The sequence below is a fragment of the Allostella sp. genome (assembly GCF_041913585.1).
Taxonomy (GTDB): domain Bacteria; phylum Pseudomonadota; class Alphaproteobacteria; order ATCC43930; family Allostellaceae; genus Allostella.
Genome location: NZ_JAYSFE010000002.1, coordinates 1 through 25,884, shown reverse-complemented (window position 1 = coordinate 25,884; position 25,884 = coordinate 1). Strand labels below are relative to the sequence as shown.

Sequence of the window (25,884 nt, the reverse complement as noted above, 5' to 3'; positions counted from 1 at the left end):
GGCAGGAGGCAATCATTCGATCAACTCTCATAGCAGATGTCGGCCGCGACCGGCCATGCGGCCGGCATCCTTCCGGAGGGATTGTTGGGCGCGATCGAGTTTGACGGCGTCGCCAAGCGCTACGGGCCGGTCCACGCGGTGCGCGACCTGTCGATCCGTGTCGCCGAAGGCGAGTTCCTGACCATCCTCGGCCCCTCGGGCTCGGGCAAGACCACGATCCTGTCCCTGGTCGCGGGCCTGGTGCCGCCGACGGCCGGCCGCATCCTGATCGCCGGCCGGGACGTCACCAATCTCGAGCCGCAGCAGCGCCGGATCGGGCTGGTCTTCCAGTCCTACGCGCTCTTCCCGCATCTCGACGTGTTCGCCAACGTCGCCTTCCCGCTCGCCGTCCGCGGCCGCCCCAAGGCGGAGATCGAGACCAAGGTGACGGCGGCACTGGCCCGGGTTCGGCTCGACGGGCTGGCGCGGCGCAAGCCGCAGCAGCTCTCGGGCGGCCAGCAGCAGCGGGTGGCGCTGGCCCGCGCCTTCGTCTTCGAGCCGGACATCCTGCTCCTCGACGAGCCGCTGGGCGCGCTCGACCGCAAGCTGCGCGAGGAGGTCCAGGTCGAGCTCAAGGCGCTGCAGCGCGATCTCGGCATCACCACGCTGCTCGTCACCCACGACCAGGAGGAGGCGCTCTCGCTCTCCGACCGGATCATCGTCCTCGACCATGGCGCGACGCAGCAGGTCGGCACCCCCGACGAGGTCTACCGCCGTCCCGCCAACCGCTTCGTCGCCGGCTTCCTCGGGCTCGCCAACCTGCTGGAGGGCAAGGTCGAGGCGGGCCGGGGCCTGCGGCTGGGCACCGGCGAACTCGTCGCCTGCGCGACCGGCGGCCGGTCCGACGGCGCCGCCGCCGTGGCGGTGGTGCGGCCGGAGCGGGTGCGGCTCCTGCCCGAGAACGGCGGCGGCGGCGACGGCATTGCGGCCAGGGTCCGGCAGGACGTCTATCTCGGCCATCTCCGCCGCTGGCATCTCGATTCCGACGCCGGGCCGGAACTGATCGCGGCGGCGGCCGACGGCGACCAGCGGGCGACGACGGGCGACCGGGTGCGCGTCACCTGGGCGCCCGAGGACGTCTGGCTCCTGCCCGAGGGCGGCCCGGGCTGAGGCAACGCGACGGATTTACCCCTGCGGCGCTCCGGAGCCCCCGGGTGCCGCCCTTCGCAGAGGAGAGATGCGATGCGCCTGACGAGACGAGAACTGCTGGCGACCGGCAGCGCCCTGGCGGCGGGCCTCGCCGCTCCTGGAATCCTCCGCGCCCAGGGCGTGAAGGAGATCCGCATGATCGAGGCCGGCGGCAAGTCCGGCGATTCGATGGAGCCCTACATCAAGCCCTTCACCGAGGCGACCGGCATCAAGGTGGTGCGCGAGAGCCCGAACACCTTCGGCAAGCTGCGCAGCCTGGTCCAGGCGGGCCAGACCAACATCTGCCTCTTCGAGCTCGGCAGCACCGGGATGGAGCAGGCCAAGGCCCTCAACCTGATCGAGCCCCTCGACTGGGATGCCATCCAGCCCGAGGCGATGTATCCCGAGGCCAAGGACCCGATGGGCTTCGGCTGGCAGTACTACTCGACCCTCATGGCCTGGCGCAGCGACGCCAAGACGCCGAAGAACTGGGCCGACTTCTTCAACACCAAGGACTTCCCCGGCAAGCGCACCATGCAGGACCGGCCGTACGGCCTCGTCTACGCGCTGCTCGCCGACGGGGTGCCGGCCGACAAGCTCTACCCGCTCGACGTCGACCGCGCCTTCAAGGCGATGGACCGGATCAAGAAGGACGTCGCGGTCTGGTGGAGTGCGGGCGCCCAGCCGCCGCAGCTCCTCCAGGACAACGAAGTGCAGTACGCGGCCTCCTATTCCGGCCGCGTCGCCGGCATCAAGGGCATCTCCTACACCTACGAGCAGGCGGTGCTCGACCTCGCCTATCTCGTCGTGCCCAAGGGCGCCAACAAGGCCGACAAGGCGGCCGCGATGCGGCTCCTGCGCGAGTTCAGCCGGCCCAAGGCCCAGCTCGAGGCGGCGAAGATCATCTCCTACACCGGTCCCAGCCCCGAACTGCCGGCCATGCTGCCGAAGGACAGGCTCGGCGAATACCCGACCGTCCACCGCGACAAGCAGGTCATCCACAACGTCAAGTGGTGGTTCGACAATGCGGACATGATCGAGAAGCGCTGGCAGCAGTTCAAGCTGAGCCTGTGACCGCGGGCTGACGGAGCAGGGGGAGGGTCGGTTGCGGATCGGACGGAACGCCGGCGGCTATGTCGTGCCGCTCCTGGTGCTGATGGTGGTCGCGTTCGACGTGCCGATCCTCCTCATGCTGGCGAGCAGCGTGCTCGCCCCGCACCCGACGGTGGCCCACTGGGCCGAACTGGTCGAATCGCCGATCTACTTCCGGGTGCTCGGCAACACCTTCCAGATCGCGCTGGTCACCGCCGCCGTCTGCGGCCTGATCGGCTATCCGCTCGCCTACTGGATGCGCGGCCTCGGCGGACGGGCGCAACTCGTCGTGGTGACGCTGGTGCTGCTGCCGTTCTGGATCAGCATCCTGGTCCGCACCTACGCCTGGATCGTCGTCCTCGGCAACAACGGCATCGTCAACCGCTCGCTGATGGGGCTGGGGCTGACCGACCGGCCCGTCTCCTTCCTCTACAACCAGCTCGGCGTCACCATCGGCACCACCAACGTGCTGCTGCCGTTCCTCGTCCTGCCGCTCTTCGCGGCGATGCTGAAGATCGACGAGCGCCTGCTGCAGGCGGCGGCGACGCTGGGCGCCCCGCGCCGCGCCATCTTCTGGCGGGTGTTCTTCCCGCTCTCGCTGCCCGCCTTCGCGGCAGGGCTGGTGCTGGTGTTCATCCTGACGCTGGGCTTCTACGTCACGCCGGCGATCCTGGGCGGCGGGCGGGTGCCGATGATCTCCAACATGCTCGACATCCTCATCAACCAGATGCCGCGCTGGGAACTGGCGGCGGCGATCTCGACGCTGCTGCTCGCCGCGACGCTGGCGCTCTATGGCGTCTATCGCGCGATCGCGGCCCGGACCGCGTGAGGAGGAGGGGCGGATGAAGGCCGGACCGTTCACGGCGCTGGTGGCGATCGCGACCCTCGTCTTCCTGGTGCTGCCGATCCTGATCGTCGTCGCCATGTCCTTCTCGAGCGCGAACTCGCTGCAGTTCCCGCCGCCCGGGCTGTCGCTGCGCTGGTACGAGTCGTTCTTCGGCGACCCGCGCTGGGTCGAGGCGCTGGTGACCTCGACCGGGCTTGCGATCGCCTCCAGCATCGTCGCCCTGGTGCTCGGCAGCGCCGCCGCCTACGGCATCGTCCGCGGCCATTTCCCGGGCCGCGGGCTGATCGATGCCAACTTCATGGCGCCGCTCATCCTGCCCACCATCGTCGTCGCGGTGGCGATGTATCTGGCGCTGGCCAAGGTCGGCCTGCTCGGCACCTGGATCGGGCTGGTGGCGAGCCACGTCGTGCTTTCGGTCCCGTTCGTGGTGCTCGTCGTCGGCGTCGCCATCCGCTCCTTCGACGAGCGGATCGAGCAGGTGGCGTTCACGCTCGGAGCCTCGCGCGCGCAGACGGTCCTGCGGGTCCTGCTGCCGAACCTGATGCCGAGCCTGGCGTCGGCCTGGATCCTCGCCCTCATCTCCAGCTTCGACGAGGTGATCGTCACGCTCTTCGTCGCCGGCGTCTACCAGACCGTGCCCAAGCGCATGTTCAACGAACTGGTGCTGCAGGTGAACCCGACCATCACCGCGATCGCCACCATCCTCATCGCCGTCAGCGTCGTCGCCATGGCGGCGATCGGCCTCCTCACCGCCCGGCGCGGCGGCCTGCTCAAGACGATGGTCGGGCGGTAGCCGCCCTGGTGCTGCTGCGGGAGTAGGCAGGGGCCTGAAGGTGGAGGTCGCCGGAGGCGACTATGCGTCGGCCAGCGAGATCGTGCGTGAGGCCCTGCGCGACTGGGAAGTGAAGAAGGAAGTGTGCCGCCGGCTGGAGGCGCTGCGCGCGGACTTCGCCGCGGGGATCGAAAGCGGACCTGCGATCCCCGGTGAGGAGGTGATCGAGCGGCTCCTGCAACGATATCCCGCCCAGCCCTAGCCGACCTGCCGGCGGCGCATGGCGGCCGGCTATGCATTCTCGCCTCTGGCGGCTGCGGACCTTCGCGACATCGGCGACCACATCGCCGCGCGATCGCTGGGCAATGCCCGCCTCTTCATCGAGGCGATCGGCAGCCGGATCCGGTCGATGGCGGCAAGCCCGCTCGCCTGCCCGGCGCGTCCGGCATCGCCGAAGCAGGAGCTCTCGACCCGCAGCGTGCAAGAGCGACCGGGTTGAGGACGGCACCGACTCCGGAAGCGACCGCGAGACCAACGCGTCCCTCGACTTCGCTTGGGATGATGTTTCCGCCAAGTATCAGTAGCTAAGACACCTCTCATCCTGAGCGAAGTCGAGGGACGCAACGACGCCGATCCCATCCGTCCACGGCCTCCTCGGGACGAGGATTGGATCAGGCTCCTTGCGCTGCCATCCCCCGCTGTCGAATGATGCCCGATCGCCCGATCGAGAGAGGTTCCACGCCCGTGACCCAGGCCCGCGCCGCCATTCCCGCGATGCGCATCACCGCGCTCACCGTCTACGTCACCGCCATTCCCGTCCTCATCAAGCGCCGGCATGGCTCGGGCGACGTCGAGGGTTCGGTGCGCAACGCCATCGTCCGGATCGAGACCGACGCCGGGATCACCGGCTGGGGCGACGCCGCCCCGTGGTCGGTCTTCACCGGCACGGTCGAGGCCTGCGCGGCGGCGCTGCACGTCTACCTGCGGCCGATCCTGATCGGGGCCGATCCCAGCCGCATCGCGCAGCTCCTGGAGGCGGCCGACCATGCCGTGGTCGGCCATCCGGAGGCGAAGGCGGCGATGGAGATGGCGCTCTTCGACATCGTCGGCCAGGCGGCCGGCCTGCCGGTGGCCGAACTGCTCGGCGGGCGCTGCCGCGACTGGCTGCCGCTGTCCTTCTCGGTCGCCGATCCCGACTTCGACCGCGACATGGACATGGTGCAGCGGCTCTACGGCGAGGGTCTGCGGCTCTTCAAGATGAAGACCGGCTTCGCCGGCCATGCCGTCGACCTGAAGCGCATGGAGCGCTTCCGCAAGGAGGTGCCGGCCGACGCCGAGCTGCGCATCGACTACAACCAGGGCATGGCGGCCCATGACGCCATCCGCCAGCTCCGCGACGTCGAGGCGTTCCGGCCGACCTTCATCGAGCAGCCGGTGCCGGGCCACCAGCGGGCGGCGCTGGCGGAGATCACCCGGGCGCTCGACACGCCGGTGCTGGCCGACGAGAGCGTCTTCACGCCGACCGACGCGCTGCAGGTCGCGGCCGGCCGCATGGCCGACCTCGTCAGCGTCAAGATCATGAAGCATGGCGGCATGATGGCCGGGCGGCGGGTGTCGGCGATCTGCGAGGCGGCCGGCATCGCCTGCTACGGCGGCGACATGTTCGAGACCGGGATCGCCCACCTCGCCGGCACCCACATGATCGCGGCGACGCCCAACATCTCGCTCGGCTGCGAGTTCTACCAGGCGACCTACTTCCTCGAGCGCGACCTGCTGGCGGAACCCTTCCCGGTCGAGAACGGCCGGGTGATCGTGCCGCGCACGCCGGGGCTCGGCATCCGCGTCGACGAGGACCGCGTACGCCACTACGCGGTCGAGACGCTGGCCTGACCGAAGCGCGGTCCGCTCCGGTCACTCCCGGTGGTAGGGGTGGCCGGAGAGGATCGTGTGGGCGCGGAAGAGCTGCTCGGCCAGCATGACGCGCGCCAGCAGGTGCGGCCAGATCATCGGCCCGAAGGAGAGCATCAGGTCCGCCCGCGCCCGCAGGGTCTCGTCGAGCCCGTCGGCGCCGCCGATGAGGAAGGCGAGGTCGGCCGCGCCGTCGTCGCGCCAGCGCCCGATCCGTTCGGCCAGCGCCTCGCTCGACAGCATCCGCCCGCGCGGGTCGAGCGCGACGAGGGTGGCGCGGGCGGGGATGTGCCGGGCCAGCAGTACGGCCTCGCGCTGGCTGCGTCCGGCGGGCGCAGCCGCCTTCGCCTCGACCTCGTGCAGAGCGACGGGCCAGGGCAGCCGCCCGGCATAGTCGGTGAAGAGGGCGGCCGTCGGCCCGCCGCGGGCGCGGCCGACGGCGATCACATGGATGCGCACCGGCCGGCCCTGTCCGGGGAATCCGTCAGGCGGTCGCGGCCTCGGCCGGCGGCTGGCCGGGCAGGTCGGCGCCCCACATCTTCTCCAGATTGTAGAAGGCGCGGACTTCCGGGCGGAACAGGTGGACGATCACGTCGCCGGCGTCGAGCAGCACCCAGTCGCCCTGGGTCAGCCCTTCCACCGCCACCCGCTTGACGCCGGCGGCGATCAGCTTCTGGCGGAGATTCTCGGCCATGGCGCCGACCTGGCGGCTGGAGCGGCCGGTGGCGATGACCATGAAGTCGGCGATGGTCGACTTGCCGGCCAGATCGACGACGACGATGTCCTCGGCCTTGTCGTCCTCGAGGGATGCCCGGGTGAGTTCCAGCATGGGCCGGTTGGGTTCGCTGGAAGCGGGCTTGCGGCGTCTTATGGGGTGGGCCTCCGGTTGGGCGAATTCGCCGATGATGCCAGTTCCGCGCGGATCCGGGAGGCCGAGGCCGGGTGCAGCGGCATTCGCACGAAGATCCAGGCCGGTGCCGGCCGGTCCGCGAGCGATCGTGCCGCCGCCGCCGGCAGCCGCCGCCGGGCGTACCGGCGCGCCGCCATGCCGGAAAGCGCCGACAGAGCATAGGTAGGCCGGTCGAACACCGCAACCGGCAGCCCTTGGAAGATCGCGCGCCAGCGCTTCCAGTGCCGGATCTGCCGCAGGTTGTCCGCGCCCATCAGCCACACGAAGCGCGTCCGCGGGAAGCGCCGGCGCAGTGCCGCCAGCGTGTCGGCGGTGTAGCGCGTGCCGAGCGCCCGCTCGATGTCGGTCGGCCGGATCGCCGGATGGCGGGCGGCGCGGCGGGCCTGGGCGAGGCGCGCGTCCAGGGGCGCCATGCCGGCCGCCGGCTTCAGCGGGTTCTGCGGCGAGACCAGCCACCACACCTGGTCGAGGCCGAGGCGCCGCAGCGCCCACAGCGACAGGTGCCGGTGACCGTCATGGGCGGGGTTGAACGAGCCGCCGAGGAGCCCGATGCGCCGCCGGCCGGGCGCCAGCGCCGCCGGCCGGTCGCCGTCACGGGCGGAGCTGGCCGGACCCGCGCACGACATACTTGTAGGAGGTGAGTTGCTCGGTCCCGACCGGTCCGCGGGCATGCAGCTTGTCGGTCGAGATGCCGATCTCGGCGCCCATGCCGAACTCGGCCCCGTCGGTGAACTGGGTCGAGGCGTTGTGCAGCACGACGGCGCTGTCGACGGCGGCGAGGAAGCGCGCGGCGGCGTCGGCATCGCCGGTGACGATGGCGTCGGTGTGGTGCGAGCCGTAGCGGTTGACGTGCCGGATCGCGCCCTCGACGCCGTCGACGACGGCAGCCGAAATGACCGCGTCGAGATACTCGGTCGACCAGTCCGCCTCGCCCGCCGGCACCACGCGCGGGTCGACGGCGCGGACCTCGGCGTCGCCGCGGACCTCGCAGCCGGCCTCGAGCAGGTCGCGGACGATGGGGGCGAGGTGGGTCGCCGCCGCCCGGCGGTCGACGAGCAGCGATTCGGCGGCCCCGCAGATCCCGGTTCGCCGCAGCTTGGCGTTCATGACGATGCGGCGGGCCATGTCGAGGTCGGCCGCACCGTCGACATAGACATGGCAGTTGCCGTCGAGGTGGCGGATCACCGGCACCCGGCTTTCGGCGATCACCCGCTCGATCAGCCCGCGCCCGCCGCGCGGGACGATGACGTCGACGAGGCCCGACATGCCGAGCAGGATGCCGACGGCGGCGCGGTCGGCGGTCGGCACCATCTGGATGGCGGCCGCCGGCAGCCCGGCCGCGGCGAGGCCGGCCTGGAGTGCCGCCAGGATCGCCCGCGACGAGCGGAAGCTTTCCGAGCCCGGCCGCAGAATGGCGGCATTGCCGGACTTGAGGCAGAGCCCGGCGGCGTCGGCGGTCACGTTCGGGCGGCTCTCGAAGATGATGCCGATGACGCCGAGCGGCACCCGGACGCGGGAGATGACGAGGCCGTTGGGCCGCGTCCATTCCGCCAGCGTGGTGCCGACCGGATCGGGCAGGGCTGCCACCTCCTCCAGCCCGCGCGCCATCGCTGCGATGCGCTTCGGATCGAGCAGCAGCCGGTCGATCATCGCGCCGGACAGGCCGGCCGCTCGCGCGTCCGCCAGGTCGGCGGCGTTCGCGGCGAGGATGCCGCCTTCGGCGGCCCGGATGGCGGCCGCGGCGGCGGCCAGCGCCCGGTCCTTGGCGGCCGTCGGCGTGGTCGCGAGCCGCAGCGCGGCGTCGCGCGCGGCCCGGCCCAGTTCGGCCATGCGGCCGGCGAGGTCGTCCGTCCGGTCGTGGCCGGTCGCGAGCGCCGTCATTGCGCCTCCTCGACCAGCGCCAGGTCGTCGCGGTGGATCATCTCCTCGCGGCCCTGGTAGCCGAGGATGCCGGCGATCTCGTCGCTGTGGTGGCCGCGGATGCGGATGGCGTCGCCGCTGCCATAGGCGGCGAGTCCCCGCCCGAGGTCGCGTCCGTCGGCCGTGCGCACGACCACCGGGTCGCCGCGCTCGAAACGGCCCTCGACCGCGACGATGCCGGCCGGCAGCAGGCTGCGGCCGGCGAGGAGCGCCCGGGCCGCGCCGGCATCGACCACCAGCACGCCCTTGGGCTTGACCGAGCCGGCGATCCAGCGCTTGCGCGCCGCCCTCGGCCCGCCGCCGGCGAGGAACCAGGTGCAGGGGGCGCCGGCCTCGACGGCGGCGATCGGGTTCGCGCGGCCGCCCTGGGCGATCACCATGCGGCAGCCGGCGCCGACCGCGATGCGCGCGGCCGCCAGCTTCGTCACCATCCCGCCCGAGCTGTAGCCGGGCAGGGCGTCGCCGGCCATCGCCTCGATCTCGGCCGTCAGCGCCGGCACCACCGGGATGTGGCGGGCCGAAGGGTCGCGCTTGGGATCGGCGGTATAGAGCCCGTCGATGTCGGACAGCAGGATCAGCGTGTCGGCCGAGATCATCTGGGCGACCCGTGCCGCCAGCCGGTCGTTGTCGCCGAAGCGGATCTCGGCCGTCGCCACCGTGTCGTTCTCGTTGACGACCGGGATGGCGCCGAGGCCGAGCAGCGTTTCCAGCGTCGCCCGGGCGTTGAGGTGCCGGCGGCGGGATTCGGTGTCCTCGGGCGTCAGCAGGATCTGGGCGACGGTGATGCCGTGGCGGGCGAAGGTCTCGGCATAGGCGTGGGCGAGGCGGATCTGGCCGGTGGCCGCCGCCGCCTGCTTCTGCTCCAGCCGGATGCGCCGCCCGGTCAGCCCGAGATGGCGGCGGCCGACGCTGATGGCGCCCGAGGTGACGATGACGACGTCCTGCCCGCGGGCCCTGAGCGCCGCGACGTCGTCGGCCAGGCGGTCGAGCCATTCGCGGCGGACCGCCCCGGTCGCGTCGTCGACGAGCAGCGCCGAGCCGATCTTGACGATGATCCGGCGGGCATCGGCGAGACGGGGGCCGGGATCGGGCCGGGTCACAGCCGGGGGCCCGCCCAGGGCGCGTCGGCCGCGTCCGGGTCGTCCGTCCCGGCCGCCGCCTCGGCCTCGGCGCGGGCGCCGCGGATGGTCGCCAGCAGCGCGCGCAGCACGTCGGTCGTGCCGGCGCCGGTGGCGCCCGACAGCAGCATCGGCTGGCGCTTCGCCGCCCGCGCCAGCGCCTGCTTCTTCTTCTTCCGCTCTTCGGGCGTCAGGGCGTCGACCTTGTTGAGGGCGACGATCTCGGGCTTCTCCTCGAGCCCGTGGCCGTACTCCTTCAGCTCGCGGCGGATGGTGCGGTAGGCGGCGGCGACGTTCTCCTCGGTGCCGTCGACGAGGTGCAGCAGGACGCTGCAGCGCTCGACATGGCCGAGGAAGCGGTCGCCGAGGCCGACGCCCTCGTGGGCGCCCTCGATCAGGCCGGGCAGGTCGGCCAGCACGAACTCCCGCTCGTCGATGCGGGCGACGCCGAGCTGCGGCTTCAGCGTCGTGAAGGGGTAGTCGGCGATGCGCGGCCGGGCCGAGGTGACGGCCGACAGAAAGGTCGACTTGCCGGCGTTGGGGAGACCGACCAGGCCGACATCGGCGATCAGCTTGAGGCGCAGCCAGATCCAGCGCTCCTCGCCCGGCCAGCCGGTGCCGGCGCGGCGCGGCGCCTGGTTGGTCGAGGACTTGTAGTGGGTGTTGCCGAAGCCGCCGTCGCCGCCGCGGAGCAGCACCAGTCGCTGGCCGGGCTCGACGAGGTCGTGGAGGACCGTCTCCCGGTCCTCGTCGATGACCTGGGTTCCGACCGGCACCTTCAGCACGATGTCGGCGCCGTCCGCCCCCGTCTTGTTCTGGCCGGCGCCGGGGCGCCCGTTCTGGGCGCGGAAATGCTGCTGGTAGCGATAGTCGATGAGCGTGTTCAGGTTGGCGACGGCCTCGATCACGATGTCGCCGCCGCGGCCGCCGTCGCCGCCGTCCGGGCCGCCGAACTCGATGAACTTCTCGCGCCGGAAGCTGGCGGCACCGCGGCCGCCGTCCCCGCTCTTGAGGTAGATCTTGCACTCGTCGAGGAACTTCATCGGGCTGCCTCCGGCAGCGGCGGCTGCAAAGAAAAAGGGGGGAACGGCTGGCCGTTCCCCCCTTGTTTCGGGCCGGGTGGTCGGCCGCTACTCGGCCGGCGCCGCCTCGATCGCGACCGGAACCACCGAAACCAGCGTCTTGCCGTGGTGGATGCCGAACGCGACATGGCCGTCGGCCAGCGCGAAGAGGGTGTGGTCGCGGCCCATCCCGACGAGGTCGCCGGCGTGGAACTTGGTCCCGCGCTGCCGCACCAGGATGTTGCCGGCGAGGACGTGCTGGCCGCCGAAGCGCTTCACGCCGAGGCGCCGGCCGGCGGAATCGCGGCCGTTGCGCGAGCTGCCGCCTGCTTTCTTGTGTGCCATCGCGAATACTCCGTCAGGCGGCGATGCCGGTGATCTTCAGCACCGTCTGCAACTGCCGGTGCCCGCGCTTCCGGCGATAGTTCTGCCGCCGCTTCTTCTTGAAGATGATGACCTTGTCGCCCTTGCCCTGGCTCACGACTTCCGCCGTGACCGAGGCGCCTGCGACCAGGGGGCTGCCGATGGTGATGCCAGCCTCGCCGCCCACCATCAGCACGTCGCCGATCGTGACCGCCGAGCCCGGTTCGGCCTCGAGCTTCTCGACGACGATGACGTCGTCCTTGGCGACCTTATATTGCTTGCCGCCGGTGCGGATGACTGCGTACATGGCCAGTTCGGCTCGTCCAGACAAGGATTGCGGGCGACCGCTGGGACCGCCCGGAAGCGCGGCACTATAGTCAGCGAGCCGCCGGAGTCAACCGCGAGGCTGCGCGGCCGCGCGGCGCTTCATCGCCAGCAGATCTTCGAGGTCGGTCCAGGCGGGCTCCAGGCCCTGCCGGTGCAGCGCCTCGCGGGCGTCGAGCAGCCGGTCGATCGCCTGATCCCAGGCGCTCTCGGACAGGCGGCGGATCTCCGCCACGCGCTCGGCCGGGACGGTGCCCTGCGCGGCGACATGGGCGAGATCGCGCCGCAGGGCCCGCAGCACCGCCAGCCGGTGCAGGTGCGACGCGAAGGCGGTGCTCTCGGGCCGGCGGGTGTCCCACAGCCGGTTCGACCATTGCCCCTCGTGCCAGTGGACCGCGAGCAGCGGCCGGGCGCCGATCCAGACGCCGCCGAGGAGCAGGGCGCGCCAGGATTTCAGGATGTCGTGGCCGATCGAGAGATAGGCGGAGTCGAGCGGCGGGAACGCGTCGTAGAGGCGCCGGTCGAGGGCGAGCCGGCTGCCGGACAGCATGTGGACCGGTGTTCCGGCGGCGATCGTCGCCGGCGGCAGCAGGCCCTCCGACACGCCGGGTGGCAGGACTTCCCGCCGCATGGTCGCGCCGCGGATCTGGATCGCGACCGTCGACACGAGGCTGGCACCGGTCCGCCGATGAATCTCGTGCTGGGTCGCCGCGCGGCCCGGCAGCTGCTCGTCGTCGCCGTGCATCTGCACGAGGAAGTCCTGGCCCGAGGCGCCGACCAGCGTCGGCAGGTGGTCGATCGCCAGGCGTCGCGCCGTGCGGAAGAGGCGGACGCGATGCGGGCCGCGCCAGCCTTCGATGGCGTGGCGGGCGCCGGCCAGCGTGCGGTCCGTCGACTGGTCGTCCGAGATCAGGATGTCGGCGACGCAGTCGCTCTGTTCCAGGACCGAGCGGACCGCCACGGCGATCCGCGATTCGGAGTTCCGGATCGGCATCACGATGCCGACGTCCGGCGCCCGCTCGCCCGGACGCTCGAGGATCGGCTCCAGCAGTCCGCTCAACGCGCGCCCTCCTTCGCCTGCGGCTGCCGGTAGGCGGGGAAGTAGCCGGTGTCGCCGCCGCCGGCGGCCAGCGCCGCATAGGTTTCCGGGTGCAGGATGGCGGTCGCCAGCAGCAGCGGGCTCGTCCGGTTGGCCCAGCGCGCCTTGAAGCGGCCGACGCCCGGCCCGTCCGGCCCGTCCGGCATGCCACCGAGATAGACCGGCCCCGCGCGCGCCCAGTCGCGGGCGACATGGCCGAGGACGGCATATCCGGGACAGGTCGCGAGGTGCGCCTGGTCGATGAGGAGATGCAGCAGGTCGGCGCGTCCCCCGTCGCGCGCGGCGATCACCATCGCGCCGACGACGGAACCCCTGCGTGCGGTGACGAAGACCGTGCCCGGCAGGCGGGCGAGGCCGGTGAAGTGCGACGGCGGCACCTGCGTGATGTCGCTGAGGATCCGGCGGCCGGCGAGTCCGGCATAGAGCCCGGCCGCCGTCGCCGCCAGCTGGACCGGCGGCGGCGACTCCTCGACGACCTCCCAGTGCCGGGCGGCGATCGCGAGATTGCGCCGGGTGCGCGGACCGAGCACGGGCGGCGGCTGCCGCGGGTCGACGACGAAATGGTCCTTCAGCGGTCGCAGCGCGACGCCGAGTTCCGCGTAGGCAAGGGCGTCGGCGGGCCCGGTGTCGGGGGCGATCATCAGGGTCAGGCTGACGAGGCCGAGGCTCCGCAACTCGTCGATCGCGGCCGCGAGCGCGGACGGCTGCGGTGCCGGTACGTAGGGCCAGGGCCCGATCGCGTCACGGTGCGTGGTGCCGGGAATGTTGCGCACGGCCACCGGGAACGGCAACCCGGCAGTCCGGAGCGGACGGCCCAGATGCGGCAGCGTTTCGAGATAGGCGTCCGCGGCGAAGAGCATCGACCGGTTCTACAGGTCGAGCCCGCGCACCGAAACCTCGAGCCAGTCGCCGAGCCAGCGGCCGGCGGCGCGGTCGACATGGAGATGGAAGAGCGGCGCGCCGAGCAGCGGCGCCGCGTCGACGAGGTGGAGCGTCGCCGTCAGTCGCCCGAAGAGGGTGCGGACGACCCGGCCCTGCGGGAAGGCTTCGGGGTCGAGGTCGATCCCGGTGCCGACTGCCAGCAGGTCGCGGGCCCGGCGACCCTCGACCGCCAGCACCAGTCGGGCGTCGCCGGCCTCGATGGCGCCGAGGCGGGCGAGCGCGAGGTCGGCTTCGCGGTCGTCCGCTTCGGCGAGCCAGGTCGTCGGGCCGAGCCACAGGCAGCGGGCGCCGTCGCCTTCGCTCGAAGTGCAGGGCGCGACGGGCAGCCGGACGCCGAAGACCCAGCGCACCTCGTCGGCGAAGACCGCGTCCTCGCTGCGGCCCCGCAGCAGCAGGCGGCGGCGCTCCGGCGCTTCGGCGATGCGGAGGTCCGGGGCCTCGATGCGCAGCGTCATGCCAGTCGTGCCCCTTCGGGATCGAGGAAGACCGGCGGCACGATGCGCGCCCGCGTCCGCCGGCCGAGATCCTCCACCGTCACCACCTCGTCCATCCGGCCGCGGCCGTCGCGGATCATGGCGAGCGCGATCCGGCCGCCGAGCGCCGGGCTCCAGCAGGCCGACGAGACATGGCCGTCGCTGCCTTCGTCGGCGGCGACGACATGGGCGCCCGCCACCAGGGCGGCGTCCTCGCCCTCGGGGAGAAGGCCGACCAGCTGCCGCCGTCCGGCGCGGACGGCGTCCTCGCGCCGCATCGACCGGCGGCCGACGAAATCGTCGGTGCGCCGCGCCACCACCTCGGCGAAGCCGCAGTCGGCCGGATAGGTGGTGCCGTCGGTGTCGGCGCCGACATGGAGGTAGCCCTTCTCGATGCGCAGCACCATCAGCGCCTCGACGCCGAACGGCGTCGGCGGCGCGATGCCGGCGGTGGCCGCGGCGGCGACCAGCCTGTCCCAAAGTTCGGCCGTGCGGCGCGCCGGCACTGCGATCTCGAAGGAGCATTCGCCGGTGAAGCTGACCCGGGCGACCCGCGCCGGGATGCCCGCCACCTGCCCCTCGCGGATGCTCATGTGCGGAAAGGCGACGCCGTCGAAGGCGATGTCGCTGCCGGCGGCCGCCAGCAGGTCGCGGGCGCGCGGCCCCGCCAGGTTGACGACGCCCCATTGCTGGGTCACCGGCGTCACGAAGACGTCGAGGTCGACCCATTCGCACTGCAGCCATTCCTCGAAGGTCTCGGCCATGCGCTGGGCGCCGCCCGAGGTCGTGCCGACGAGGAATCGGTCCGCTCCGAGCCGGGCGACGACGCCGTCGTCGACGACGATGCCGTTCTCGCCCGTCGCCAGCGTGTAGCGCAGGCGGCCCGGCTTCAGCGTCGACAGGCGGTGGATGTACATGCGGTCGAGGAAGCGGCCGGCATCGGGGCCGCGGACGTCGATCTTGCCGAGCGGCGAGGCGTCGAAGATGCCGGCATGGGCGCGCACCGCCGCCGCCTCGCGCCGGATCGCCGCCGCGCGCGTCTCGCTGGCCTGCAGGTAGCAGGCGGGCCGCATCCAGCCGCCATACTCCTCGAAATCGGCGCCCGCCGCGCGGTGGCGGTCGTCGGCCGGGAGATGCAGCACCGGGCGCAGCAGCATGCCGCGGTCGGCACCGGCGAGGGCGGCGATCGGCACCGGGTCCCAGGGCGGGCGGAAGCGGGTGGTGCCGACCTCGGCCTGGCTGCGCTTCGTCTCGCGGCCGAGCAGCGACAGGGCGACGACGGCGCTCGACTTGCCCTGGTCGGGCGACATGCCGCTCGTCGTGTAGCGCTTGTAGTGCTCGACCGAGACGTAGTTCTCGCGTGCCGCCAGCGCGACGTCGGCGACGGTCACGTCGCTCGCGCGGTCGACCCAGCTCCGCGCCGGGTCGCCGCCGGCGTGCCACATGGCGAGGATCGTGCCCTCGGCCGCGTCGGCCGCGACCGGCGCGGGGCTCGGTCCGGCGACGGCGGCGCCCGCGGCGTGGCCATGGGCGAGCGCGCTGCCGAGCCCGAACAGGCCGGCCGCCGCCCCCACGGGCGCGGCATAGCCCCCGTCCGCCGGCACGAAGGCGGCGAGCGCGTCGCTCCAGGCGAGCCGGCCGCCGGCCTGGACGAAGAGCGCCACCGCCGGGTCGCGACCGCCGGAGACGGCCAGCGTGTCGCAGGCGATGCGGCTCAGGCGCCCGGTGCCGTCGCGCACGGTGACGCCGGCGACCCGCGACCGGCCGTGCGTGCGCTCGACGACGGCGTTGGTGGTGACGGCGATGCCGGCTGCCCGCGCCGCCGCCGGCAGCTCGCCTTCGGCGCTGCGCCGGGCGTCGACCACGCCCGCCACCGCCAGCCCCGCCTCTGCCCAGGCGAGCGCGGTGCGATAGGCGTCGTCGTTGTTGGTGAAGAGCACCAGCCGCCGGCCGGCGGCGGCGGCCCAGCGGCCGGCATAGGCGCGCACCGCCCCCGCCAGCATCACGCCCGGCCGGTCGTCGTCCTCGAAGGCGATGGGGCGCTCGACGGCGCCGGTCGCCAGGATGACGCGGGCCGCCCGGATCTTCCAGACGATGCGCTCCCGCTCGACCGCGGCGATCAGGCCATGGTCGTAGCAGCCGAAGGCGACGGTGCGGCGCAGGAGGCGCGTCCGCGGCCGCGACGCCAGCGTCGCCTCGGCCTGGCGGAGCCAGAGGTCGGACGGCATGCCGTCGATCTCGCCCGGATCGACCAGCAGCGCGCCGCCGAGCATCGCGTCCTGCTCGACCAGCACGACACGGCGGCCGTCGGCGCCGGCCGCCAGCGCCGCGGCGATGCCGGCGGGCCCGGCGCCGACCACCAGCACGTCGCAATGCAAGCTGCGCCGCTGGCCCGCGGGCGCGCTCGCCGCGGGATCGACGTGGCCGAGGCCGGCGGCGCGGCGGACCAGCGGCTCCCACCAGTTCCAGTCCGGCCACTTGAAGGTCTTGTAGTAGAAGCCGGCCGGCAGGAAGCGCTTGGCGAGGCCGATGGCGGCGCCGACGTCGCGCCGGGCACTCGGCCAGCAATTGACCGGCATCGCCTCCAGCCGCTCCTCCAGCGGCACCTGCGTCGCCTTGAGGTCCGGCCGCGGGCCGACCTGGACGATGGCGTTGGGCTCCTCGGGCCCGGCCGCGAAGATCCCGCGCGGGCGGTGGTACTTGAAGCTGCGGCCGACGCAGGAGACGCCGGCGGCGACGAGCGCCGAGGCCAGCGTGTCGCCGGCGAAGCCCTGGTGCCAGCGGCCGTCGTAGCGGAAGGCGATCGGCCGCGTGCGGTCGATGCGGCCGCCCTGGGCGAGGCGGAAGCCGGTCATGGCGCGGCCTCGGGTGCGATCCCGCGGCTGGGCGCGGGCCTGGGCTCGAACTCGGGCTTGGCCTCGGTCATGCCGTAGACCGCCCGGATCTCATGGGTGACGGTGTCGCGGGCGAGGTTGAACCAGCGGCCGCAGCCGTGGCGGTGCAGCCAGCGCTCGAAACCGACGCCCCGCGCATTGTCGCGATCGAAGAGATAGGCGGCCCAGGTCGCGTCGTCGGCCGTCGCCGGGTCGGGGCGGGCGATGTGGCTCTCGCCGCCGCAGCGGAACTCCGCCTCGTCGCGCAGGCCGCACCAGGGGCAGGGAATGAGCAGCATCAGTGGGGAATCCCGGAGGCGGCGGCCTCGTCGACGAGCGCGCCGGTGCGGAACCGCTCCAGCCCGAAGGGCCGGGCGATGGGGTGCTGCTCGCCGGTCGCCATCAGGTGGGCGAGGAGCGTGCCGCCGGCCGGGATCGCCTTGAACCCGCCGGTGCCCCAGCCGCAGTTGAGATAGAGGCCCGGGGTCGGGGCCGGGCCGATGATCGGGCTCGAATCGGCGACGACGTCGACGATGCCGCCCCAGTTCCGCATCAGCCGCAGGTTGGCGAAGCAGGGGAACATGCCGACCAGGCCCGACAGCACGTTCTCCGCCGTCGGCAGGCCGCCGCGCTGGGAATAGGAGGGGTGCAGGTCGAGGCCGCCGCCCAGCACCAGTTCGCCCTTGTCGGACTGGCTGACATAGACGCCGGTCGCGGGCGACAGCACCACCTCGTCGAGGATCGGCTTCACCGGCTCGGAGACGAAGGCCTGGAGCGCATAGCTGGTGATCGGCAGGCGGAAGCCGGCCTTGGCGGCCAGCACGCCGGAATGGCCGGCGACCGCGAGCCCGACGCGGTCGGCGCGGATCGTGCCGCGCGTCGTCTCGACGCCGGTGATGCGGCCGGCCTCGGTCAGGAACCCCAGCACCTCGCAGTTCTGGACGATGTCGACGCCGAGCCGGTCGGCGGCGCGCGCATAGCCCCAGGCGACCGCGTCGTGCCGGGCGACGCCGCCACGGGCCTGGCGATAGCCGCCCAGCACCGGGAAGCGCGCCTCGGCCGAGAGGTCGAGGATCGGCAGGCGCCTTGCGACGGCGTCGCGGTCGAGCAGTTCGCAGTCGATGCCGTTGCGCCGGATGGCGTTGGCGGTGCGGCGGGCAAACTCCAGGTCATGGGGACTGTGCGCCAGCATCAGCATGCCGCGCTGCGACAGCATGACGTTGAAGCCGAGCTCGCGCGACAGGCCTTCGTAGAGCTTGAGCGCGAGGTCGTAGAGCCGGCCGCTTTCCGGGAAATAGTAGTTCGAGCGCACGACCGTGGTGTTGCGCCCGGTGTTGCCGCCGCCGATCCAGCCCTTCTCCAGCACCGCGACGTCGGTGATGCCGTGGGTCTTCGCCAGATAGTAGGCGGTGGCCAGCCCGTGGCCGCCGCCGCCGACCACGATCGCGGCATAGTGCGGCCTGGGGTCGGGCCGCCGCCAGGCAGGCCGCCAGCCGCGATGGCGGACGAGTCCCTGGCGGATCAGGGACAGGACGGAGTATGCGGAGCGAGGCACTAGGAATTTCCGTTTCCGTACAAGACTGTAAGGCAGTCGTCGGGGGAAAGGAACGCACCATGGTCGAGAGGCGGGCGACGGACCCGCGGCAGGCCGCGGACGAGACGGGCGAGCGCCCCTCGGCTCCGCTCGGCCGCGCCGACTGGATCGAGGCGGCCCGCCGGGCGCTGGTCGCGGGCGGCGTCGCCTCGGTCAAGATCGACCGGCTGGCGGCCGATCTCGGGGTGACGCGCGGCAGCTTCTACTGGCACTTCGCCGACCGCGCCGAACTGCTGGCGACGCTCCTCGACCATTGGGAGGCGACCAACACGGCGCCGATGGAGCAGGCGGTCGCCCGGGCGGGAAGCGACGGCCACGCCAAGCTGACGGCGCTCATCCGGCTGTGGATCGACGAGGTCGCGTTCAGCCCCGCCTACGACGCGGCGGTCCGCGACTGGGCCCGCCACGACGCCGCCGCGGCGGCGGCGGTGCGCCGCACCGACGATCGCCGCATCGATCTCCTCGCCGGCATCTTCGCCGACCTCGGCTATGTCGGCACGGATGCCTTCGTGCGGGCGCGCGTCGCCTATTTCCACCAGGTCGGCTACTACGCGCTGGCGATCCGCGAGCCGCGCCAGCTGCGCCTCGACCTGCTGCCGCACTACTACCGCGTGCTCACCGGGTTTCCGATGCCCGATCACCTCCGTGCCACGATCGGCAGGGTCAGCGAGGAGGCACGGTCGCCGCCGCGCAGGATCGTGAGGAGGGGCGAGCGCCCGAAGGGCACCCGCGCCAGGTGATCGCGGTCGGCCGCGGCCAGCGCCAGCCGGATGCGGTGGCCGGCCCGGAACAGCCAGGACGTCGGCATCAGCTGGATTTCCAGCAGCGCCGGCTCGCCCGGGACCAGCGGCTCGGCGTCCGCCTCGCCGCACGGGTGCCAGGGCCCGAAGTGGGGATAGTCCGCCGGCGGCTCGGCCGTCCGGCGGAAGATCGCCCGCAGCATCCCCTCGGTGACGTAGCGGGTGGTGCCGTCGGGCGCCACGTCCTCGAGATAGAGGATGACGCCGGCGTCCTTCGCCTCCGACGCCAGCCAGATGCGGGCGGCGGCATGGCCGGTGACCTCGGTGTCGCGGTCGAGCGCGGCCCCGGTCCACACCGCCATCCGCCGGTCGCGGCCGTGCCAGTCGGGATAATATTCCTCGACCGGCTGCCCGGCGATCCGCTCGTAGCGGGTGTTGCTGCCGGTGCCGATGCCCTGGTCGGTGCGGTACCGGTCGCTGCCGGCGGCCGACGGCGCGGCGTCGGCCAGCGCCGCGTCGGCGGCGAGCCACAGCGTGCGCGGCTCGGCCGGCGGCGGCCAGGTGTCGGCCGCCTTCCACGCCTCCTCGATCATCGTGAAGTAGTGGACGGGCTTCTCCGCCGCGATGCCGGTGTCGCGGCCGGCGACGTGCTGGTCGAAGAAGCGCAGCATCTCGGCATGCATCTCGAAGCGCGGCCGGGCGCCGTCGCGGGCGGGGCTGACGTTGGTCCGCGCGCCGTGGTCCCACGGCCCGAAGAGCAGCCGCTTGTCGCGGCAGGGCAGGGCGCGGAAGCGGCCGGCGGCGCCGTTGGTGTAGGCGGCGCCGTCCATCCAGCCGGAGACGCCGTAGTGCGGCATGTCGGCCCGGATGCCGCCGAGATAGGTGCGCGGCGCCACCGTGGTCGCCCGGAACTCGCGGTCGTGGGCGAAGCCGGCGTCGCGCGCCGGCAGCTGGGTGACGAAGGCGGTGGTGTCGAAGTTGGCGGCGTGCTCGGCAACCGCCGCCGCGACCTCGGTGCCGTCGGGATCGTCGTCGACCGGGGCGGGGCCGGCGAAGTGCGGCCCGGCGAAATACGGAAACTCCTGCAGCACGTCCCGCCGGTCCTGGTCGAGCGCCTCGATCATGCGGCCGTAGCCGCCGATCATGCCGATATAGGCGAGACCGCCCGGATAGAACATGTCGCCCCAGGTGTCCCAGACCGAGAAGGTCGGCATCACCGCCTTGATCGCCGGGTGGCCGGTCGAGGCCGCGAAGTCCGCCGCCGCGCCGACATAGGAGATGCCGGTGACGCCGACGCGCCCGTCGCTCCAGGGCTGGCGGGCGATCCAGTCGACGACGTCGTGGTAGTCGAGCCGCTCGGCCGGCGACCGGAAGCCCTCGCGGGCGCCGAACGACGCGCCGGTGCCGCGGACGTCGACGATGACGACGGCATAGCCGTAGGGCACGAAGAAGTCGCGATAGACGGCGTAGCTCGGGCTCGCCTCGACATGGGCGGGCGCGCCGTCCTTCAGCCGGAAGCGGCGGTAGTAGGGGGTGAAGAGCACGATCGCCGGGCGCGGCCGGTCGGCCGCGTCCGCCGGCAGGTGGACGTCGACCGCGAGCCGCACCCCGTCGCGGACGGGGACGTAGAGCGAGCGGCGGGCGATCCCGCCGGCCGCCGTCCGCGGCCGCGCCGCGAGATAGTCGGCCGGGCTCGTGTTCCAGGCGGGTGAGCCCTTGCTGCTGTCCGACATGCCGATCTCCTCCGCCCTGGTCCTTGCCGAGGTTCCATACAGTACTGTACGGTTCCAGCATAACGAGGAGCGGACATGAGCGCCATCGCCTCCGGGTCTCCCGGTCCCGTCCAGTCTCGGCTCCATCGCGGGGCGGTCGTCGTCGACATGACCATGCCCTGGGGCGACTACGCCCAGCGGGCCGAGCTCAAGCCGGGCACCCTCGATCGCCTGATCGGGAGCGGCTACACGATGGTGTCGCTGACCGTCGCCCAGGACCGCACGCCCTTCGCCGAGGCGATGGCCTCGCTCGCCAAGGAGCGGCGCTTCTTCCTGGAGCGTCCGGACCGTTTCGTCCTGGTCGACACCGTGGCCGACGTCGAGCGTGCCAAGGCCGAGGGCAAGCTCGCGGTCGCCTTCCATTTCCAGGGCTGCAACCCGCTCGAAGGCAAGCTCGAGAACGTGGCGCTCTTCTACGACCTCGGCATCCGCCACATGCTGCTCGCCTACAACATGCGCAACCTCGCCGCCGACGGCTGCCACGAGCGCACCGACGCCGGCCTCAGCCGCTTCGGCATGGCGCTGGTGGCGGAGATGAACCGCGTCGGCATGATCGTCGACGTCACCCATGTCGGCTACCGCAGTTCGCTCGATGCGATCGAGGCGTCGACGGCGCCGGTGATCTTCTCCCACTCCAATCCGCGGACGGTCTTCGACCACGAGCGCAACATCCGCGACGACCAGATCCGCGCCTGCGCCGCCTCGGGCGGGGTGGTCGGCATCAACGGCCTCGACCTCTTCCTCGGCGGGCCGCCGACGGTCGATCTCTTCCTGCGCCACCTGCGCTACTGTCTCGACCTCGTCGGCCCGGATCATGTCGGGCTCGGGCTCGACTTCGTCTACGATCCGGAGACGCTGACCAACGTGCTGATCCGCGGCACCGCCCAGCGCTATCCCGCGGGCAGCGGCTACGACCGGGCGCGGGTGCCGCAGTTCTTCCAGCCCGAGCAGGTGCCGGCGGTGACCGACGGCCTTTCGGCCGCGGGCTGGAGCGACGCCGACGTGGTCAAGATCCTGGGGGGCAACTGGATGCGGGTGGCACGCCAGGTGTGGCGGCCCGCCAACGGGGGGAGGAGCGCGGCATGAGGAAGTTCCTGGCGACGGCGGCCGTTGCGGCCGCACTGGCGACACCGGCGGCGGCGGCCGACCTCACGGTCGGGGCGCGCTTCGATCCCTCGATCGACCCGCACTTCCTCTACCTGTCGACCAACATGGCCTACGCCCAGCACATGTTCGAGCCGCTGGTGGCGCGCGACATCAACTCGCAGCCGATCCCCGGCCTGGCCGAGAGCTGGCGCCCGGTCGACGACCGGACGTGGGAGTTCAAGCTGCGCCGCGGCGTCAAGTTCCACGACGGGCAGGAGTTCACGGCCGAGGACGTGCTCTTCACCGTCAAGCGGGTGCCGTCGATCCCGAACAATCCCAGCGCCTATGTCGGCGCCCTGCGCTCGGTCGTCGCGACCGAGGCGCCGGATCCCTACACGGTGATCTTCCGCACCGACCGGCCGAACCCGATCCTGCCGAGCCAGTTCACGATCATGTCGATCGTGTCGCACAAGGCGGCCGCGGGGGCGACGCCCGCCGACTTCGCGTCCGGCAAGGCGGCGATCGGCACCGGCCCCTACCGGTTCGTGCACTACACCCGCGGCGACCGCCTGGAGCTCGAGCGCTTCGACGGCCATCGCGGACCGAAGCCGGCGTGGGACAAGGTCACCTTCCGCTTCATGTCGAACCCCGCCGCCCGGGTGGCGGCGCTCCTGGCCGGCGACGTCGACATGATCGACTTCGTGCCGACCGCCGACCTGCCGCGGCTGAAGTCGGACGCGCGCACCAACCTCGCCACCCGCGCCTCCGACCGCGTCATCTACCTCGTCCCCAACGTCGGCGCCGACACGGTGCCGGGATTGACGACCAAGGCGGGCGAGCCGCTCGACCGCAACCCGCTGAAGGACGTGCGGGTGCGCCGCGCCCTGTCGCTCGCGATCAACCGCCCGGCCCTGGTCGAGCGGGTGATGGAGGGCTTCGCGGCCCCGTCGGGCCAGCTCGTGCCCGAGGGCTTCTTCGGCTACGACCCGGGCATCCCGGTGCCGGCCTTCGACCTCGCCCGCGCCCGGCAGCTGCTGGCCGAGGCCGGCTGGGCCGACGGCTTCGGCATGACCGTCGCCTGCACCACCGACCGCTACGTCAACGACGCCGCCATCTGCCAGGCCCTGGCGCAGATGTGGGCACGGGCCGGCCTCGCCATGAAGGTCGAGACCTATCCGTCGAACGTCTTCTTCACCAAGGTCCGCAAGGGCCAGTCGGAGCTGCCGATGATGCTGCTCGGCTGGGGCAGCTCGTCCACCGGCGATTCCTCGGGCGCGCTGACCGGGCTCCTGCACTCGATCGACGCCGCCCGCGGCTACGGCGCCTACAATTTCGGTGCCTACGCGTCCAAGGAGGTCGACCAGCGCATCGAGGAGGCGACGACCACCATGGACGCCAAGGCACGGCTGGCGCTGATGCAGGGCGCGATGCGGGCGGCCGTCGAGGACGGGGCGATCATCGCGCTCCACACCCAGATGACCGCGGTCGCGACGCGCAAGGGCATCGCCTACGCGCCCCGCGCCGACGAATGGACGATGGCGATGCAGGCGACGCCGGCGGCGAAGTAGCCGCCGGCGGGATTCCCCGGATTCAGCGCCGCCCGGTCGCGAGCCAGGCGGCGCATTCCGGGCCGAGCTCGGCCACCGCGCGCGCCTCGTAGCGGCGGATGTCGTCCTCAGTCAGCGTGTCGCGCCAACGGCCGTTGGTGCCCTTGTGGATGAAGGTCTCGGCGCCGCCGTCCCAGAAGACGCCGCCCAGCGGCGCCGCCTTGCCGGCGTTCGCCTTCATCCACTCGAAGGTGCAGTGCTCGACCTGGGTCGGGAAGCGCGCCTCGTCGATCGGGATGTCGAGGAAGGCGGCGATGCGGCGCATCATCCCCGGCAGGTCGCGCTTCAGCTCCTCGTAATGGACGAGCATCAGGTTCGGCAGGTGGCGGATCTGCCACCAGCTCCGGACATTCTCCCAGTAGGGCCAGAACGGATGGCCGTCCCGCTCCAGCCAGTCGAGGAAATACTGCCGGACCGAATCCGGCGGTGGCTCGATCGGCGGGCCGACGCGGCCGGGGGTATCGTTCAGCGCCTCGTACCAGAGCGCGTTGGCGTTGGCGTGGTGGTTGTACATGCTCCACACCACGTCGCGGCCGTCGCGCACGATGTAGATGTAGCGGACGGCGGGCGAATAGCGCAGGGCGTCGACCGGCAGGTGGGTCTTGATGAAGCGCCGGTGCGTCTGGGCCTCGAGCGCGGCGTACTTCGCCTCGGCCGGCGGCACCCGGAGGTCGAGCCACGGCGACAGCTCGGCGACGTTGACGGCGGGATCGCCGTCGAAGACGAGCTGGCCGACGATCTGCTGCGTCCAGGTGGTGCCGGACTTGGCGTAGGTCGCGATGACGATGTCGTCGTCGCGGAACCGGAAGCGGTCCCAGACCGTGCTGTCGAAATGGTGGTTGTGCAGGTCGCGGCTCTTCACCGGCCAGACGGCTGCGTCCGTGTTCATGCCCCATGCCTCCCCGCCGAGAGGCCTGATCCTATAGCAGGGATCGCCCGGTGACGGCACGGATGATGCAGATCGGGCGCTGCAATTTCCGGTAGGGTCGATGACGGTCCCGCATCATACTTCGACGCCATGACGATCCGCGCCGCCATCCGCCACGTCACCCGCTACCGCTACGACCGCCGGGTGGGGCTGGGGCCCCAGGTCGTCCGGCTGCGACCGGCGCCGCACTGCCGGACGCCGATCCTGGCCTATTCGCTGAAGGTCGACCCGGCCGAGCATTTTCTCAACTGGCAGCAGGATCCGCAGTCGAACTGGCTGGCGCGCGTCGTCGTGCCGGAGACGACGGACCATTTCACGGTCGCGGTCGACCTCGTGGCCGAACTCGCGGTCATCAACCCGTTCGACTTCTTCCTGGAGCCGGAGGCCGAGCAGTTCCCCTTCGCCTATGCGCCCGATCTCGCCGCCGATCTCGCGCCCTACCTCGTCCACGAGCCGTGCGGGGACCGGTTCGCCGACTACCTGGCCTCGATCCCGCGCGCGCCGAAGCCGACGGTGGGGTTCCTCTTCGACCTCAATGCCAAGGTCGCGCGCGACATCACCTACCTCATCCGCATGGAACCGGGCATCCAGGCTCCGGACGAGACGCTGGAGCGGGCGGCCGGGTCCTGTCGCGATTCCGCCTGGCTGCTGGTCCAGTTGCTGCGGCGCCTCGGGCTGGCGGCGCGCTTTGCCTCGGGCTACCTCATCCAGCTGAAGCCCGACGTCGAGGCGCTCGACGGGCCGAGCGGCACCGACCACGACTTCACCGACCTCCATGCCTGGTGCGAGGTCTACCTCCCCGGCGCCGGCTGGGTCGGGCTCGACGCGACCTCGGGCCTGTTCGCCGGCGAAGGCCATATCCCGCTCGCCTGCGCCGCCCACCCGACGGCGGCCGCGCCGATCAGCGGCGGCGTCGAGCCCTGCGAGGTCGCCTTCGACTTCGAGATGTCGGTCGCCCGCGTCGACGAGGCGCCGCGCTCGACCCGTCCCTACACGCCCGAGCAGTGGGCGGCGATCGACCGCGTCGGCGACGAGGTCGACCGCGTGCTCGCCGAGGGCGACGTGCGCCTGACGATGGGGGGCGAGCCGACCTTCGTCTCGATCGACGACATGGAGGGGGCGGAGTGGACGACGGCCGCGGTCGGTCCGACCAAGCGCGCCTTCGCCGATACGCTCGTGCGCCGGCTGATGGAGCGCTTCGCGCCCGGCGGCCTGCTGCACTATGGCCAGGGCAAGTGGTATCCGGGCGAGAGCCTGCCGCGCTGGGCCTTCGCCCTCTACTGGCGCG

Annotated in this window: 27 protein-coding genes; 11 read left to right on the top strand and 16 right to left on the bottom strand. The window is 72.3% G+C overall.

Going from position 1 to position 25,884, the window contains the following annotated elements:
- Window positions 1-36 precede the first annotated feature (36 nt).
- The 7 genes from ACE3Q3_RS00825 (at window position 37) to ACE3Q3_RS00795 (ending at window position 5,768) form a co-directional block, all read left to right on the top strand.
- Window positions 37-1,149: an ABC transporter ATP-binding protein gene (locus ACE3Q3_RS00825; RefSeq protein WP_374440361.1), complete on the top strand. Its 1,113-nt coding sequence runs from the start codon at window positions 37-39 to the stop codon at window positions 1,147-1,149.
- Between the two features lie 72 nt (window positions 1,150-1,221).
- Window positions 1,222-2,241 carry an extracellular solute-binding protein gene (locus ACE3Q3_RS00820; RefSeq protein ID WP_374440358.1) on the top strand — a complete coding sequence of 340 codons (1,020 nt, stop codon included), beginning with the start codon at window positions 1,222-1,224 and terminating at the stop codon, window positions 2,239-2,241.
- Between the two features lie 31 nt (window positions 2,242-2,272).
- The gene (locus tag ACE3Q3_RS00815; RefSeq protein ID WP_374440354.1) at window positions 2,273-3,088 is read left to right on the top strand and encodes an ABC transporter permease; all 816 of its coding nucleotides are present in this window, start codon (window positions 2,273-2,275) and stop codon (window positions 3,086-3,088) included.
- A 13-nt stretch (window positions 3,089-3,101) separates the two neighbouring features.
- Window positions 3,102-3,899 (top strand): ABC transporter permease, encoded by a 798-nt coding sequence (locus ACE3Q3_RS00810; RefSeq protein ID WP_374440351.1) that lies wholly within the window; start codon window positions 3,102-3,104, stop codon window positions 3,897-3,899.
- A gap of 40 nt (window positions 3,900-3,939) precedes the next feature.
- Window positions 3,940-4,140 carry a type II toxin-antitoxin system ParD family antitoxin gene (locus ACE3Q3_RS00805; protein ID WP_374440348.1) on the top strand — a complete coding sequence of 67 codons (201 nt, stop codon included), beginning with the start codon at window positions 3,940-3,942 and terminating at the stop codon, window positions 4,138-4,140.
- 18 nt (window positions 4,141-4,158) lie between these two features.
- Window positions 4,159-4,377, top strand: a complete 219-nt coding sequence (locus ACE3Q3_RS00800; RefSeq protein WP_374440346.1) for a type II toxin-antitoxin system RelE/ParE family toxin — start codon at window positions 4,159-4,161, stop codon at window positions 4,375-4,377.
- Window positions 4,378-4,622: 245 nt separating this feature from the next.
- Window positions 4,623-5,768, top strand: coding sequence for an enolase C-terminal domain-like protein (locus ACE3Q3_RS00795; protein ID WP_374440343.1), 1,146 nt, complete (start codon window positions 4,623-4,625; stop codon window positions 5,766-5,768).
- A gap of 21 nt (window positions 5,769-5,789) precedes the next feature.
- On the opposite strand, the gene rlmH is transcribed toward ACE3Q3_RS00795, so the two are convergent.
- The 14 genes from rlmH to ACE3Q3_RS00725 form a co-directional block, all read right to left on the bottom strand.
- Entirely contained in the window at window positions 5,790-6,245 is a 456-nt protein-coding gene (rlmH, locus tag ACE3Q3_RS00790) for a 23S rRNA (pseudouridine(1915)-N(3))-methyltransferase RlmH (RefSeq protein WP_374440340.1), read from the bottom strand.
- 25 nt (window positions 6,246-6,270) lie between these two features.
- Window positions 6,271-6,615, bottom strand: a complete 345-nt coding sequence (gene rsfS, locus ACE3Q3_RS00785) for a ribosome silencing factor (protein ID WP_374440337.1) — start codon at window positions 6,613-6,615, stop codon at window positions 6,271-6,273.
- A 38-nt stretch (window positions 6,616-6,653) separates the two neighbouring features.
- Complete coding sequence (locus ACE3Q3_RS00780; protein ID WP_374440334.1) at window positions 6,654-7,322, bottom strand: nicotinate-nucleotide adenylyltransferase; 669 nt, start codon at window positions 7,320-7,322, stop codon at window positions 6,654-6,656.
- Window positions 7,288-8,577 (bottom strand): glutamate-5-semialdehyde dehydrogenase, encoded by a 1,290-nt coding sequence (locus ACE3Q3_RS00775; RefSeq protein WP_374440331.1) that lies wholly within the window; start codon window positions 8,575-8,577, stop codon window positions 7,288-7,290. The genes ACE3Q3_RS00780 and ACE3Q3_RS00775 overlap by 35 nt, the downstream gene beginning before the upstream one ends.
- A complete protein-coding gene (gene proB, locus ACE3Q3_RS00770; protein WP_374440328.1) occupies window positions 8,574-9,716 on the bottom strand; it encodes a glutamate 5-kinase in 1,143 nt (380 codons plus the stop codon). The genes ACE3Q3_RS00775 and proB overlap by 4 nt, the downstream gene beginning before the upstream one ends.
- Window positions 9,713-10,777: a GTPase ObgE gene (obgE, locus tag ACE3Q3_RS00765; RefSeq protein WP_374440325.1), complete on the bottom strand. Its 1,065-nt coding sequence runs from the start codon at window positions 10,775-10,777 to the stop codon at window positions 9,713-9,715. The genes proB and obgE overlap by 4 nt, the downstream gene beginning before the upstream one ends.
- 87 nt (window positions 10,778-10,864) lie before the next feature.
- Window positions 10,865-11,140, bottom strand: a complete 276-nt coding sequence (gene rpmA / locus ACE3Q3_RS00760) for a 50S ribosomal protein L27 (RefSeq protein WP_142210646.1) — start codon at window positions 11,138-11,140, stop codon at window positions 10,865-10,867.
- Window positions 11,141-11,153: 13 nt separating this feature from the next.
- A complete protein-coding gene (rplU, locus tag ACE3Q3_RS00755) occupies window positions 11,154-11,465 on the bottom strand; it encodes a 50S ribosomal protein L21 (protein WP_374440323.1) in 312 nt (103 codons plus the stop codon).
- A gap of 87 nt (window positions 11,466-11,552) precedes the next feature.
- Entirely contained in the window at window positions 11,553-12,542 is a 990-nt protein-coding gene (locus tag ACE3Q3_RS00750; protein ID WP_374440320.1) for a glycosyltransferase, read from the bottom strand.
- Window positions 12,539-13,441 carry a hypothetical protein gene (locus ACE3Q3_RS00745; protein WP_374440317.1) on the bottom strand — a complete coding sequence of 301 codons (903 nt, stop codon included), beginning with the start codon at window positions 13,439-13,441 and terminating at the stop codon, window positions 12,539-12,541. The genes ACE3Q3_RS00750 and ACE3Q3_RS00745 overlap by 4 nt, the downstream gene beginning before the upstream one ends.
- A gap of 9 nt (window positions 13,442-13,450) precedes the next feature.
- Window positions 13,451-13,978: a sarcosine oxidase subunit gamma family protein gene (locus tag ACE3Q3_RS00740; protein WP_374440314.1), complete on the bottom strand. Its 528-nt coding sequence runs from the start codon at window positions 13,976-13,978 to the stop codon at window positions 13,451-13,453.
- Window positions 13,975-16,851, bottom strand: coding sequence for a 2Fe-2S iron-sulfur cluster-binding protein (locus ACE3Q3_RS00735; protein ID WP_374440311.1), 2,877 nt, complete (start codon window positions 16,849-16,851; stop codon window positions 13,975-13,977). Before ACE3Q3_RS00735 ends, ACE3Q3_RS00740 begins: the two co-directional genes overlap by 4 nt.
- A complete protein-coding gene (locus tag ACE3Q3_RS00730) occupies window positions 16,848-17,168 on the bottom strand; it encodes a sarcosine oxidase subunit delta (RefSeq protein WP_374440308.1) in 321 nt (106 codons plus the stop codon). The genes ACE3Q3_RS00735 and ACE3Q3_RS00730 overlap by 4 nt, the downstream gene beginning before the upstream one ends.
- Entirely contained in the window at window positions 17,168-18,424 is a 1,257-nt protein-coding gene (locus ACE3Q3_RS00725) for a sarcosine oxidase subunit beta family protein (protein WP_374440305.1), read from the bottom strand. Before ACE3Q3_RS00725 ends, ACE3Q3_RS00730 begins: the two co-directional genes overlap by 1 nt.
- 59 nt (window positions 18,425-18,483) lie before the next feature.
- Here ACE3Q3_RS00725 and ACE3Q3_RS00720 point away from each other — a divergent pair, with 59 nt between their 5' ends.
- Window positions 18,484-19,203 carry a TetR/AcrR family transcriptional regulator gene (locus tag ACE3Q3_RS00720; protein WP_374440302.1) on the top strand — a complete coding sequence of 240 codons (720 nt, stop codon included), beginning with the start codon at window positions 18,484-18,486 and terminating at the stop codon, window positions 19,201-19,203.
- Here ACE3Q3_RS00720 and ACE3Q3_RS00715 read toward each other — a convergent pair.
- Window positions 19,101-20,936, bottom strand: a complete 1,836-nt coding sequence (locus tag ACE3Q3_RS00715; protein ID WP_374440299.1) for a CocE/NonD family hydrolase — start codon at window positions 20,934-20,936, stop codon at window positions 19,101-19,103. The genes ACE3Q3_RS00720 and ACE3Q3_RS00715 overlap by 103 nt on opposite strands.
- A 75-nt stretch (window positions 20,937-21,011) precedes the next feature.
- Between ACE3Q3_RS00715 and ACE3Q3_RS00710 the strand changes: the two genes are divergently transcribed.
- Together ACE3Q3_RS00710 and ACE3Q3_RS00705 are read left to right on the top strand one after the other, a co-directional pair.
- Window positions 21,012-22,061, top strand: coding sequence for a dipeptidase (locus ACE3Q3_RS00710; RefSeq protein ID WP_374440296.1), 1,050 nt, complete (start codon window positions 21,012-21,014; stop codon window positions 22,059-22,061).
- Entirely contained in the window at window positions 22,058-23,629 is a 1,572-nt protein-coding gene (locus tag ACE3Q3_RS00705) for an ABC transporter substrate-binding protein (RefSeq protein ID WP_374440293.1), read from the top strand. The genes ACE3Q3_RS00710 and ACE3Q3_RS00705 overlap by 4 nt, the downstream gene beginning before the upstream one ends.
- 22 nt (window positions 23,630-23,651) lie before the next feature.
- Here the strand turns inward: ACE3Q3_RS00705 and ACE3Q3_RS00700 are convergent, their stop codons facing one another.
- Window positions 23,652-24,557: a sulfotransferase domain-containing protein gene (locus ACE3Q3_RS00700; RefSeq protein ID WP_374440290.1), complete on the bottom strand. Its 906-nt coding sequence runs from the start codon at window positions 24,555-24,557 to the stop codon at window positions 23,652-23,654.
- A 129-nt stretch (window positions 24,558-24,686) separates the two neighbouring features.
- Here ACE3Q3_RS00700 and ACE3Q3_RS00695 point away from each other — a divergent pair.
- On the top strand, window positions 24,687-25,884 hold a 1,198-nt coding region (locus ACE3Q3_RS00695; RefSeq protein ID WP_374440287.1), incomplete at its 3' end, for a transglutaminase family protein.